This window comes from Cryobacterium soli, assembly GCF_003611035.1.
In the GTDB taxonomy this organism is placed as follows: Bacteria; Actinomycetota; Actinomycetes; order Actinomycetales; family Microbacteriaceae; genus Cryobacterium; species Cryobacterium soli.
The window spans coordinates 1996240-2008622 of the sequence record NZ_CP030033.1 but is presented as its reverse complement, the minus strand read 5'-3'; the positions used below and the strand labels follow the sequence as shown (position 1 = coordinate 2008622).

Annotated in this window: 12 protein-coding genes; all 12 read left to right on the top strand. The window is 69.7% G+C overall.

Annotation, left to right across the window (positions count from 1 at the left end):
- Positions 1 to 39: 39 nt before the first annotated feature.
- Positions 40 to 528 carry a GNAT family N-acetyltransferase gene (locus DOE79_RS09170; protein WP_120340245.1) on the top strand — a complete coding sequence of 163 codons (489 nt, stop codon included), beginning with the start codon at positions 40 to 42 and terminating at the stop codon, positions 526 to 528.
- A gap of 184 nt (positions 529 to 712) precedes the next feature.
- On the top strand, positions 713 to 1990 hold the full coding sequence (locus tag DOE79_RS09165; protein WP_245977239.1) for a multidrug effflux MFS transporter: 1278 nt from the start codon (positions 713 to 715) through the stop codon (positions 1988 to 1990).
- A gap of 164 nt (positions 1991 to 2154) precedes the next feature.
- Positions 2155 to 2994, top strand: a complete 840-nt coding sequence (locus DOE79_RS09160; RefSeq protein ID WP_245977236.1) for an alpha/beta fold hydrolase — start codon at positions 2155 to 2157, stop codon at positions 2992 to 2994.
- Positions 2991 to 4406 carry a sensor domain-containing diguanylate cyclase gene (locus DOE79_RS09155; protein ID WP_120338241.1) on the top strand — a complete coding sequence of 472 codons (1416 nt, stop codon included), beginning with the start codon at positions 2991 to 2993 and terminating at the stop codon, positions 4404 to 4406. The genes DOE79_RS09160 and DOE79_RS09155 overlap by 4 nt, the downstream gene beginning before the upstream one ends.
- A gap of 64 nt (positions 4407 to 4470) precedes the next feature.
- Positions 4471 to 5232 (top strand): phosphatase PAP2 family protein, encoded by a 762-nt coding sequence (locus DOE79_RS09150; protein ID WP_120338240.1) that lies wholly within the window; start codon positions 4471 to 4473, stop codon positions 5230 to 5232.
- Positions 5233 to 5269: 37 nt separating this feature from the next.
- On the top strand, positions 5270 to 6448 hold the full coding sequence (locus DOE79_RS09145; protein WP_120338239.1) for a hypothetical protein: 1179 nt from the start codon (positions 5270 to 5272) through the stop codon (positions 6446 to 6448).
- Positions 6449 to 6485: 37 nt separating this feature from the next.
- On the top strand, positions 6486 to 7721 hold the full coding sequence (locus DOE79_RS09140) for a hypothetical protein (protein ID WP_120338238.1): 1236 nt from the start codon (positions 6486 to 6488) through the stop codon (positions 7719 to 7721).
- Between the two features lie 32 nt (positions 7722 to 7753).
- Positions 7754 to 9031 (top strand): saccharopine dehydrogenase family protein, encoded by a 1278-nt coding sequence (locus DOE79_RS09135; RefSeq protein ID WP_120338237.1) that lies wholly within the window; start codon positions 7754 to 7756, stop codon positions 9029 to 9031.
- 127 nt (positions 9032 to 9158) lie between these two features.
- A complete protein-coding gene (locus tag DOE79_RS20525) occupies positions 9159 to 9305 on the top strand; it encodes a hypothetical protein (protein WP_162942687.1) in 147 nt (48 codons plus the stop codon).
- 146 nt (positions 9306 to 9451) lie between these two features.
- Positions 9452 to 9889, top strand: a complete 438-nt coding sequence (locus tag DOE79_RS09130; RefSeq protein ID WP_120338236.1) for a DUF805 domain-containing protein — start codon at positions 9452 to 9454, stop codon at positions 9887 to 9889.
- Between the two features lie 70 nt (positions 9890 to 9959).
- Positions 9960 to 11333: an NAD(P)/FAD-dependent oxidoreductase gene (locus DOE79_RS09125; RefSeq protein ID WP_120340243.1), complete on the top strand. Its 1374-nt coding sequence runs from the start codon at positions 9960 to 9962 to the stop codon at positions 11331 to 11333.
- 218 nt (positions 11334 to 11551) lie between these two features.
- Positions 11552 to 12376 carry a GNAT family N-acetyltransferase gene (locus DOE79_RS09120; protein WP_120338235.1) on the top strand — a complete coding sequence of 275 codons (825 nt, stop codon included), beginning with the start codon at positions 11552 to 11554 and terminating at the stop codon, positions 12374 to 12376.
- The last annotated feature ends 7 nt before the right edge of the window (positions 12377 to 12383 follow it).

Here is a 12383-nt window from a genome sequence, read left to right as displayed (position 1 = left end):
TGCGTGGGCCGGAAAATGGAGGGGAAGAAGGAGCAGATCATGACCCTCACCCACCCGCTGTCACTCGTCATCGAGCCGATGAGTTCGGCCGAGGACGCGCAAGCCTTCCGGGAGCTCAACGAGGAGTGGATAAGCCGGCTGTTCACCCTCGAGGACGCCGACAGTGCCCTGCTGAACGACCCCGGCGCCCGCATCGTCGGCCCCGGCGGCACCGTGCTGATCGCCCGGCTCGGCGACGACCGGGTGGGGTGCGTCGCCCTGGTGCCCACAGGGAACGGCGTGTTCGAGCTGTCCAAGATGGCGGTCAGGCCGGCCCTGCGGGGCCGCGGAGCCGGCCGGCAGCTCATCCTGGCCGCGATCGACGCCGCCAGAGGGCTCGGCGCCCGCTCCCTCTTCCTCGGCAGCAGCACCAGGCTCGCCAACGCCGTTCATCTCTACGAGTCGGTGGGGTTCACCCACGTGCCGGCCGAACGGATCGGCCCGATGCCCTACGCCCGAGCGGACGTGTTCATGGAACTGCTGCTCTGACGGGTCGCCGACGGCACCGGGAGCCGCCCGGGACCGGCGGTAAATTGCAGGAACTCGCGCATCCGCGCAATCTTTGCCCGGATGCCCCGGCGGGGGGAATAGAACCGGGTCGGGCACGCTTTCCGCCATTGGGCCCGCGCGCCCGCCCTCCCCACCGTACGATCCCGACCGAGGACTCTCACACGTGACTACCGCCGTCATCCCCGTCATCACCGATGCACAGTTGCACTCGACCGCCCGGCACCCGGGTGACGCGCTCTCCCGGGGACAGCGCATCGTCTACATCATCATCCTGGGCGCGCTGACCGCGCTCGGTCCGTTCACGATCGACCTGTACCTGCCGGCGTTCCCCATCCTCGAAAGCGAACTCGGGGTCTCGGCCGCGGCCATCCAGCTCACCCTCACCGGAACCATGATCGGGTTCGGCTTCGGCCAGCTCATCGTCGGACCATGGAGCGACAAGATCGGCCGCCGTCTGCCGTTGCTGCTGGCCACCGGCTTCCACGTGCTCGCCTGCGTGGGCGCGGCGCTCTCCAGCGACATCGTCTCGCTCGGAATCTTCCGGGTTCTGCAGGGCTTCGGCGCCGCGGCCGGTGCCGTCGTGGCCATGGCCATGGTGCGCGACCTCTTCGGCGGTAAGCCTCTCGTGAAGATGCTCTCCCGGCTCGCCCTGGTCAGCGGCCTCGCACCGGTGCTCGCGCCCGTGATCGGCTCGCAGTTGCTGCTCGTGATGCCCTGGCGCGGTATTTTCTGGGTGCTCGCCGGGTACGGCATCGTCGTGATGATCGCCGTGGCGATCTGGATCGTGGAAACCCTGCCCAAGGAGCGCCGGACGGTTCCGGGCCACTCCAGCCTCGGCCAGCGTTACCGCGCGGTTCTGGGCGACCGCACCTTCGTCGGTGTCGCCATCATCGGCGCGATGACCTTCACCGGGCTGTTCTCCTACCTCTCCTCGTCGCCGTTCCTGTTCCAGCAGGTCTACGACTTCAGCGCCCAGCAGTACGGCGTGCTCTTCGCGATCAACTCCCTCGGCATCGTCGTGGGGGTGCAGACCAGCTCCCGGCTGATGCACCGCTACAACGTGGGTCCGCAGAACATCCTGATCGGCGCCACGGCCGTGCTGGTGCTCACGTCGGCGGCCATCTTCACCCTCGACCTGCTGGGCGCCGGCCTCTGGGGCACGCTCATCCCGCTCTGGTTCTTCATCGCCGGCTGTGGATTCACCTTCCCCACCGTGCAGGTCATCGCCCTCAACTCGCACGGCAGCGAGGCCGGCACCGCCGCATCCGTCCTGGGCGCGGCCAACTTCGGTATCGCCGGCCTGATCTCCCCGGTCGTCGGCCTGCTCGGCGTGGGAACCGCCGTTCCGATGGCCTCGGTGATGGGTGTCTGCGCGATCATCTCCGTGCTGAGCCTGTGGCTGATCGTGCGCCCGCGCACGGTGGCCGCGCTGACCCACTGACCCGCGACGCACTGACGCGCTGACCCACTGACCCGCGACGCACTGACCCGCGACACACTGACGCGACGCACTGACCCGGTGAACGCGCCTGCGCGGCCCGGGTGCCGCCTCACCGGGCGATTCTCGTCACCGGAGCGATGCCTCGGTATGGAAGAATTTCGAACGTGACCTTCACTCAGCCAGCCGGAGCGAACCTCCCCGAGAGTTCAACGGCCGACGTGCTCACCCGCAACGGCGTCACGGTGCTGGGCGACCCGGCCGGGCAGCCCGTCGTCTTCGGCCCCGGCTACGGCACCAGCCAGAACATGTGGCGCCTGGTGGCGCCGCAATTCGCCGACGAACGCCGGGTGGTGCGCTTCGACCACGTCGGCTCGGGCGACTCCGACGTCTCGGCCTACGACCGGCGCAAATACGATTCGCTGCGCGGCTACGCGGCCGACCTGCTCGAGATCCTGCGCGCTCTCGACCTGCACGATGTGGTGTTCGTGGGCCACTCGGTGAGCGCCATGATCGGCGCCCTCGCCGCCGTGGAGGAGCCGGACCGCTTCGCCCGGCTCATCATGCTCGGGCCGTCCCCGCGTTACCTCAACGACGAGGGCTACCTGGGCGGCTTCGAACGCGCCGACGTGGACGCCCTCCTCGACGCCCTCGAGGTCAACCACGTGAGCTGGGCCGCCGAGATGGCGCCGGCGCTGATGCAGAACGCCGACCGCCCCGAGCTGGCCGCCGAGCTGGCCGAGAGCATGACCCGCACCAACACCATGGTCGCGCAACACTTCGCCCGGGTCACCTTCCTCTCGGACTGGCGCCGTCTGCTCAAGAACATCACCACGCCCACCCTGATCCTGCAGTCCTCCGACGATCTGATCGCCCCTCTGGAGGTGGGCGCGTACCTGCACGAGCACATCATCGGCAGCGAACTCGTGGTGCTCAACGCCGCCGGTCACTACGCGCACCTGTCCGATCCCGGCGAGATCGAACGCCAGATCCGGCGCTTTCTGTGACGGATGCGGGCGGCACGACGGACCACATCGCCCGCGCCCTGTTCCACCACGCGCCGGCCGGCCTGTTCGCCATGACGGCGGACGGGGTCATCCGCTCGGCCAACGACACGTTCTGCGAGTGGACCGGCTATCCCCGTGAGGACGTGGTGGGCCGGTACTTCCTGGCGCTGCTCTCCCGCGGCAGCAAGCTCATCTTCGAGACCCGCTACATGCCGCTGCTGCAGGCCCAGAGCCGGCTCAACGAGATGATGCTCACCCTCTCCACCAGCGCCGGCGGCACCCGCGACGTGCTGGTCAGCTCGGTTCTGGACGGCTCCGGAGCCGAGCCGCTGGTCTACGCCGCCGTCTTCGACGCGGGGATCCGGCTCAAGTACGAGCGCGACCTGTTGGACGCCCGGCGCACGGCCGAGACCGCCGTGGCCCGGGTGCGTATCCTGCAGGCCGCCGCGGCCGGCCTGGCGCCCGCATCCACTCTCGCCGCGTTCGGGTCGGCATTGCGGGTCTCGGCCGAGATGGCCACGGATGCCGCGCACGTCTCGGTGATCGTCACCGGTCCAGGCGGCACCCGTGAACTGGTGTCCGGGGCCCGGCCGCTCGCGGAAACCGTCGAGCTGGCCGATCTGCTGCCTGTGGGCGCGGCGCTGGCCTCCGGGCTGCCGGTGCTGTGCCGGAGCGCCGCCGACATCGCGGTGAGCTTTCCCGCGTTGGCGGCCCCGCTCGATGCGGAGGGCGTCGAGGCGCTCTGCGTCGTGCCCATCATCGACAACGGCACCGTCAGCGGAGCCATCGCCTGCTGGTTCCAGCGGCAGCGGGTGCTCGATGAGAACCTGCTCGACCTGCTCGGAGCGCTGGCCACCCAGGCGGCACCGGTGCTCGAACGCATCCACCTGCAACACCAGATCGAACACCAGTCCCTGCACGATTCCCTCACCGGCCTACCCAACCGGCGCGCGCTGCAGAACCGGTTGCGCCGGCTGATCGGCGACGCGGAGCGTCACGGGCGGGCGGTCGCGGTGCTCTTCCTCGATCTTGACGGTTTCAAGGCGATCAACGACGACTTCGGCCACGAGGCCGGCGACCAGGTGCTGCAGCAGGTCGCCGTACGGCTGCGGCGGGTGCTGCGGGAGGACGACACCCCGAGCCGGTTCGGCGGCGACGAGTTCGTGATCGCGTCAGACCGCATCGACCAGACGAGCGCGCTCGAGGTAGCCCAGCGCATCCGCCAGGCCGTGCGGGAACCTCTCGACGGCCTCGCGCGGGGCCAACGCGTGTCGGCCAGCATCGGCATCAGCGTGTACACCCCGGGACGTGCCGTGCCGATGAGCCCGGACGACCTGATCGCCCTCGCCGATGAGGCCATGCTCGCCTCCAAACGGGCCGGCAAGGGCCGCGACACGCTGCTCACCGCCTGAGCCGGTGCTGCCGGGCTCCGCGGGTCCGAGCCGGTTCCCATGCGCGCCGATCTAGCATGGGCTGATGGACCCCTCCCGATCAGACGAGACTGAGCCCACCAGACCCGATTCGCCCACCCCGGCCACGGCCGAAGCCGCGGCGGATGCCCCCTCCCGCCGCATCGCCCGGCGCTGGCCGCTGATCAGCGGGGCGATTGCCGTTCTCTTCGCCTTCCTGCTCGGCGCCCTGATCCTCACCCGAGGCAGCGGGCGCCCGATCGAGGCCGATCTGGAGTGGATGGAAGAGATCCTCGAGCACCGGTCGCCGGTTTGGGAGGTGCCCGCCCTCGTGATGAATTTCCTCGGCGCGGGCATCGCCGGGGTGTTCGTGATCCCGATCGCGATCGTCGTGACCCTGTTCGTGCTGAGGCGCCCGTGGGCGGCGCTGTACTTCGTGCTCGCCACCGTCGCCAGTGCCGGCCTGGTGCAGCTGCTGAAGACCCTGTTCGGTCGGGCCCGTCCCGAAGACATGCTGGTCACCTCCGACTTCGGCTCGTTCCCATCCGGCCATGTGGCGAACGCGGCGACCATGGCCGTGCTGCTGGGCATCATCTTCCCCCGGCTGTGGGTATGGATCGCCGGGGCGGTGTACACGGTGGCGATGATGGTCAGCCGCACCTATCTCGGCGCGCACTGGCTCACCGACACCATCGGCGGCCTGCTGCTCGGTGTGGGCGTGGCCGTGGTTTTGTGGGCGCCGCTGGCGGCCAAGCTCGACGGTGAGAACACTCTCGCCAGACGCCGGGCAGCAGGGTCAAACGCGTCAGCGCGCCCGGCGCCGCGATGACCCGCCGCGACCGACGAGCATCCGCCCGGTTCAACGGATGACCGAACCTTGCACCAATCCGTCCGACGAGTCCGACGAGTTCGACGACTCGCTCACCAATCCCTCGGGCATCTATGTCGTACGCGAACGGAACGTACCCGGCGGCCGCATGGAGGTCTCCGGGCACGCCACCTTCCAGGGCGTGCGGCTGCGGGTGCGCGGTGTCGGCAGGGATGGCCGGGTATCGGTCGCCGGTGACCTTCCGCTGTACGGGGTGTTCGGGCGCGAGGAAGACCCCCAGGTGGGAGTCGCGTTCGGCCGGGTGGACTTCGGGTGGCTGAGCCGGTTCTGGCTGACCCGCACGACCACCTTCGACCTGATCGACGAGACCACGCCGCAGCCCGGGCTGACGGCATCCATCGACGGGCTGACGGTGGGCCTGGTCGACACCGAAGGCACCGTCAGTGCGTCGGGGGTGCCTCAGCTGCAGCTGATCTGGTTAAGTACGGCCGAGCCTGAGGGCGAGGGCTGGGCACCGGATGGCTACGGCTTATTCACGAAGATCGTCGACCGGAGTCTCGTCTCGGTGGTGCGCCGGGTGGAGTGGACCGCGATCTGGCGGGATTTCACCGTGCAGATCGCCGCGATCTGTGACGGACAGGCGATGATCTTCGCCGGGGGAGGCGGGGAGCCACCGTCGAACGCACCAGAGGTCGTGCTGGGAGGAGGCCGTCGCAGGAACGGATGGTCTGCCGTGGTGCCGCTGGCGCAGCTGAGTCTGCGCGGTTGGACCCTCACCGAGTGCCCGTTGGGCGTCGGAGTCGTGGACGCATGCGTGGGAACGCTGCGTGGCCGCACGGCGTCGATGGTTCGCGTGGCGGAGCCGCACGTCGCCGGCGAGGAGCGGGTGGCTGCCCCGGGCAGCGCCGTCGTCGTCGAGAAGAACCGGGGTGACACCGTGACCGACGAGTTTGTCCTGGTCGCGTCGTCCCAGCACTACTGGACGTGGCGGGTGACCGTCGACGAGAGCGAGGTGTCCGACCTCCGACAGGTGACCGCCACCACCACCTGGAACGGGCAGACCCATCCCGTCCAGTGGCGTGATGACGGTGCGGGACTCGTGTACCTGAGCCACTCCACGGTGGACATCGCGGACACGACTCCCTTCATTTACACGGTCCAGCCCATCGATCGGAGCGCGCTGCCCGTCGACTCCAAGGTCTTGTCGCTCCACTAGCCCCAGCATCACCGCCACCGACGATAGGAAACCTGACATGCCCGCATCCGCCGCCGCACTGCCGGACCCCTTCGACGGCTCGCTGACGAACCCCGCCAGCGTGGAGGTGTTGCGAGCCCGGCCGATCCCGGGCGGCCACACTGAGGTCCGCGGTCACGCGACCTTCCGGGGAGTGCGCGTTGACGTCTACCTCGTGAATTATGACGGTCGGGTGTACATCGGCGGGGACCTGCCGAAGAAGGGCGTCTACCGCCGCGACGACGACCCCCGGCTGGAAGGGGCGACGGGAATGGTGGACTTCCGGGCGCTGGACCGGTTCTGGCTGACCCGCACGACGACCTACGATGTGATCGACGAGAGCACCCCGCAGCCCGGCGTCACGACCAGGGTCGACGGCCGGGACTTCGCCGTGGCCGACACCTGCGGCACCGTGAGCGAGGCCGGGGTGCCGCAGCTCCAGCTGATCGGGCCCGGTGCCGGCGAACCCACCGCCGACCTAGTAGCTGGAGCCGCTTGGACGCCTGACGGCTACGGCGCGTACACGGCGCTGGTGGACCGGAGTCGGGCCTCGGCGGTGCGGCAGGTGACGTGGCAGGCGGTCTGGCGGGACTTCACGGTGACCGTTGCCGGCATCCGCGAGGGTCTGGCTTTGGTTTACGTGCCCACAGGGGGAGTGCCAGACTTCGACGTTCCCGAGATCACGATCGTCGAGGACAATCTGAACAGCGGCTGGTCGGCGCTGGTGCCGGCGGAGCAGCTGAGCCTGCGGTCGTGGACACGCGTGGACCGTCCGGTGGGATCCGGCACCACGGCCGGGTTCGTCGGCCGCGTGCGCGGTCGGTACGCGCTGGTCAGCCGGCCCGCCGTGCCACGACCGAAGCCGGGGGAAGCCCCTGTCGCCGCTGCCGGCACGGGGTTCGTGGCCGATAAGGGCCAGGGTGAGTCCGTGACCGACGATTTCTTCCTGTTTCCGTGCACGTCGGGATACGACTCGTATTGGGAGTGGCGAGCTCACCTCGACGCGAACGAGGTCACCGACCTCACGCAGGTGTCCGCGACCACCACCTGGCGGGGCGAGACCTACGAGGTCGAGGGCTGCAACGACGAGACGGCCCAGGTCTACCTCAACCGCAGCGCGGTGGACGTCCTCGAAACGACACCGTTGGTGTATTCGGTGCGAAGGGTCGAACGTTCTGAGCTGCCCGTGGCCCGAGTGCCATCCTGGCCATACGGGCCGGAGGGACCGCGCAAACGGATGTCGACCGCGTACTGACATTCCAGGCGGCGGCGCGCTAGCGTCAGGGCATGAGAATTCTCCTCGTAGGTGCCGGTGGCGTCGGAGACGCGTTCGCGAAGATCATTGCCCGCCGTTCGTTCTATGAGCACGTGGTGGTGAGCGACTACGACCTGGGACGGGCGCAGCGCACCGTCGCGGCGATCGAGGCCCGCCACGGCGCAGAGACCGCCGAGAGGTTCACGGCGGCGCAGATCGACGCATCCGACCCGGATGTCGTGGCTCGCGTGGCGCGGGAGCACGGAGTCAGCCACGTGATGAACGCCGTGGAGCCCAAGTTCGTGCAGAGCATTTTCGCCGGGGCGCTCGCCGCGGGCGCGGACTATCTGGATATGGCGATGAGCCTGAGCGAGCCGCATCCGACGGACCCGCACACCGAGACCGGCATCAAGCTCGGCGACGACCAATTCGAGCAGGCCGCCGACTGGGAGACCAGCGGACGCCTCGCCCTCGTGGGCATGGGTGTCGAGCCCGGCCTCAGCGATGTGTTCGCCCGGTATGCCTCGGATCACCTGTTCAGCGAGATCGACGAGCTCGGCACCCGGGATGGCGCCAATCTGGTGGTGCGAGATGAGGCCGGCAACGAGATCTTCGCGCCGTCGTTCAGCATCTGGACCACCATCGAGGAGTGCCTGAACCCGCCGGTGATTTTCGAGAAGGACCGCGGCTGGTTCACCACGGCGCCGTTCAGCGAGCCGGAGGTGTTCGACTTTCCCGAGGGCATCGGCCCGGTGGAGTGCGTGAACGTGGAGCACGAGGAGGTGCTGCTGATGCCGCGCTGGCTGGATGCGAAGCGGGTCACGTTCAAGTACGGGCTCGGCGAGGAGTTCATCGGGGTGTTGAAGACTCTGCACCTGCTCGGCCTGGACAGTGTGAACCCGGTGCGGGTGCGCACCGCGGACGGCCCGGCGATGGTCGCGCCGCGGGATGTGGTGGCCGCGAGCCTGCCCGACCCGGCCACGATCGGGCCGCGCATGACGGGCAAGACCTGCGCGGGCGTGTGGGTGACCGGCACCGGCACGGATGGCGCGCCGCGGGAGGTCTACCTGTATCACGTGAGCGACAACGAGTGGACGATGGCTGAGTACGACGCCCAATGCGTGGTCTGGCAGACCGCGCTAAACCCCGCGATCGCGCTGGAGTTGCTCGCGACCGGCGTCTGGAGCGGCACCGGGGTGCTCGGCCCGGAGGCCTTCGACGCGAAGCCGTACCTCGACCTCATGGCCGCCCCCGAGCCCGCCGGCTATGGCCAGCCCTGGGGCCTTCAGGAGCGAACCCCCGCCGCGTGACCTGCCTCTTCGCGGGCGTTTGCTGCCGCGCGTCCGTGGGTCGTTTCGCGTGGTCTCGACAGGCTTGACCGGCGTGCTCGGCCGGCACACACAGCCCTTACCCGACCCGCTTCGATAGAGTCGCCCCATGCATGACTACGACGACTACGACGGCCGCCCAGTGGGATTCATGGGCAAGCTCCGCGGGATGAAGGGGCTCACCTGGATCCTGATCCTGTCGTTGGTCGCCATCACCGTCGGGGCCACGACCCTGCTGTTCCTCTTCCAGCGCTAGGAGCCGCGCCGGAATCGTCGCACCGGATCGTGCCGCCCGCGCCGCGCCGCCTGACCGCGCCGCACCCGGACCGCTAGCCTGAACGCGGGGGTGCACGGCCTCCGTCGGCCTGCGCCGACTCACCAGAGCCGACGAAAGAGACCCCCATGCTCACACCCGCCCAAGCGATCAAGTCCGTCTTCCGCAAATACGCCGACTTCACCGGACGCGCCCCGCGCAGCGAGTACTGGTGGTTCGGGTTGCTGCTGTGGGTCGTTATCGCCCTGATCAGCGTGATTGCGTTGATCCCCACCGGAACCAATATGTACGGCGACCCCGCCCACAACCTTGAGATCGTCCCGATGCTGCTGGGGCCCATCCTCTTCATCGGCGTGCTGCTGCCCAGCCTCGCGGTGCTCGTGCGCCGGCTGCACGACGCGAACTTCTCCGGCTGGTTCGTCTTCCTCGGCCTGATCCCGGGCGTGGGTGCGATCATCCTGTTCGTCTTCACGCTGCTGCCGAGCAACCCCGCGGGCGCCCGGTTCGACGTGTCCCGGCTGCCGAAGGCGCCCGGCCTGTCGTTCCAGGGATCCAACCTGGGCTGAGTGCTTCGCAACCCGGGCCCGGATGCGCCATGATCGCGTTACGGCGATCGACATGGGAAGCGGTGCGGGCATGATCAACGGGGACGTCTCCTTCTGGTGGAGCCAGGTCGGCCGCCCAGCCCCGCGTGCCCCGCTGCCCGGCTCCACCCGCGCCGATGTCTGCATCGTGGGCGCCGGCTACACCGGGCTGTGGGCCGCGTACTACCTCAAGAAGGCGGCGCCGCGCTTGCGCATCGTCATCCTCGAGCAGCGGTTCGCAGGCTACGGCGCCTCCGGCCGCAACGGCGGCTGGCTCACCAACTCGGTCACCGGCGGCCGCGACCAGTACATCCGCAGCCACGGCCGCGACGCCGCCAGCGCCTTCCAGCTGGCCATGAACGACACCGTCGACGAGGTCATCCGCGTCGCCGCGCTCGAGGGCATCGATGCCGACATCGTCAGGGGCGGCGAGTTCACCGTCGCTTACGACCGGCCGCAGCAGCGCCGGCTCGAGGCCGCCGTGCGCGCCGAACAGGCCTGGCCGCACACGGATGCGGAGCTGCTCAGCGCCGAAGACGCCACCGCGCAGATCAACGTGGCCGGCTCGACCGGGGCCATGTGGCACCCGCACTGCGCCCGCATCCAACCGGCCAAGCTCGTGGCCGGGCTCACCAGGGCGGTGCTGGCGCTCGGCGTGGAGATCTATGACAACACCCGGGTGACCGAGATCACCCCGCACGCCGCCCGCGCCGCCCGCGGCACGGTGGAGGCCGAGTTCATCGTGCGCGCCACCGAGGGCTTCACCGCGGGCCTGGCCGGCCTGCACCGGGCTTGGCTGCCGATGAACTCGTCGCTGATCGTCACCGAACCGCTGCCCGCCGACGTGTGGGCCGGCATCGGCTGGGAGGGCCGGGCCACCCTGGGCGACATGGCGCACGCCTACATGTACGCGCAGCGCACCGCCGACGACCGCATCGCCATCGGCGGCCGCGGGGTGCCGTACCGGTTCGGGTCCAAGACCGACTCCGACGGGCACACCCCGGCGAGCGCGGTCGAGGCGCTCCGCGGCATCCTGCACCGGTTCTTTCCGGGCACGACGGATGCCGCCATCGCGCACGCCTGGAGCGGCGTGCTGGGCGTGCCCCGCGACTGGGCCGCAACCGTGGGCCTCGACCGGCGAACCGGCCTCGCCTGGGCCGGTGGCTACGTGGGCACCGGCGTTGCCACCACCAACCTGGCCGGGCGCACCCTGACCGACCTGATCCTCGGCCGGGCGAGCGCACTCACCGAGCTGCCCTGGGTGAACCACCGGGTGCGCAATTGGGAGCCGGAGCCGCTGCGCTGGCTGGCCGTGACCGCCCTGTACCAGGCCTACACCCGCGCCGACCGCGCCGAACTCACCCGGCGCGACAGCACCTCGCCGCTCGCGACCCTCGCCGACCGCGTCTCCGGCCGGGGCCACTAGCGTCCGGCGCCATCTGAGCGACTCACGCTTCCTAGGGGATAGGCCGAAAAAAAAGGACCGCCTGCGCAATCCCGTCCTATCAAAGTCACCTTCTCCTCTCTAACCGGTGACGGCGGTCGACCGGCACGCGCGTGCGCCGGCCAGGAGTGCGAGGCGCGACATCCGTGTGGCCGGGTCGCACTCTCGATCTCGGGCCCGCCGTGTGGTTCACTCGACCCATGAGCGTTGACCCAGCGGCCGTGGCCGAGGCCTACCGGCGGTACGACGAGGCCGCCCTGGCGGCCGGCGTGAGCGTGCGGATGGCCGAACCGCGCGATCTGGCCAGCATCATCGGGTTGTTCGAACGCACCTGGGGTGTGGGGCGCAGTCCCGACCGGGCCATGCTGCTCGCGCTCGACTACGCGGGCAACACGGTGTTGCTGGCCACTCAGAACGGCAAGCCGGTCGGGGCGACTCTGGGGTTCCTGGGCTGGACCAACGGGGTGCACCTGCACTCGCACATGGCCGCGGTGGTGCCGTGGCACCGCGGCGGCGGTGTGGGCTTCGCGCTCAAGCTCTTCCAGCGCGCCGTCTGCCTGGAGCAGGGCGTCACCGAGATGCGCTGGACCTTCGACCCGCTGATTCGCCGCAACGCGCACTTCAACCTGGTCAAGCTCGGCGCCGAGGTGACCGGGTTCCTGCCGGACTTCTACGGCCGGCTCGACGACGTGATCTCGGGCGCCGACCACAGCGACAGGTTCGAGGCGCGGTGGGTGTTGGGCTCCGATCGGGTGCGGCGCGCGCTCGACGGTCGCCCGGCGCCACTCTGGCGGGCCGAGGGCACCTGGGCCCTCGACGCAGACTTCGAACGGCTGCGAGCGGATGATCCGGCCGCGGCCGCCCGGCGCCGAGAGGAGTCCAGAGCCGTGTTCGCCGACGCGTTCCGGCGGGGCTTGCGGCCGGAGGTGACCGGCCTCAACGACTACGTGTTCACGGCGGATCCGGGCGACCGGGAACCGGCCGACGCGGGCGCCGGGCACGGCGACGGCGCCGCATCAGCCTGACCCGGGT

Bases quoted from the DNA above. Each gene is read 5' to 3' on its own strand.
- DOE79_RS09170 (WP_120340245.1), top strand. From the start codon at position 40: ATGACCCTCACCCACCCGCTGTCACTCGTCATCGAGCCGATGAGTTCG.
- DOE79_RS09150 (WP_120338240.1), top strand. From the start codon at position 4,471: ATGGACCCCTCCCGATCAGACGAGACTGAGCCCACCAGACCCGATTCG.
- DOE79_RS09145 (WP_120338239.1), top strand. From the start codon at position 5,270: ATGACCGAACCTTGCACCAATCCGTCCGACGAGTCCGACGAGTTCGAC.
- DOE79_RS09140 (WP_120338238.1), top strand. From the start codon at position 6,486: ATGCCCGCATCCGCCGCCGCACTGCCGGACCCCTTCGACGGCTCGCTG.
- DOE79_RS09135 (WP_120338237.1), top strand. From the start codon at position 7,754: ATGAGAATTCTCCTCGTAGGTGCCGGTGGCGTCGGAGACGCGTTCGCG.
- DOE79_RS20525 (WP_162942687.1), top strand. From the start codon at position 9,159: ATGCATGACTACGACGACTACGACGGCCGCCCAGTGGGATTCATGGGC.
- DOE79_RS09130 (WP_120338236.1), top strand. From the start codon at position 9,452: ATGCTCACACCCGCCCAAGCGATCAAGTCCGTCTTCCGCAAATACGCC.
- DOE79_RS09125 (WP_120340243.1), top strand. From the start codon at position 9,960: ATGATCAACGGGGACGTCTCCTTCTGGTGGAGCCAGGTCGGCCGCCCA.
- DOE79_RS09120 (WP_120338235.1), top strand. From the start codon at position 11,552: ATGAGCGTTGACCCAGCGGCCGTGGCCGAGGCCTACCGGCGGTACGAC.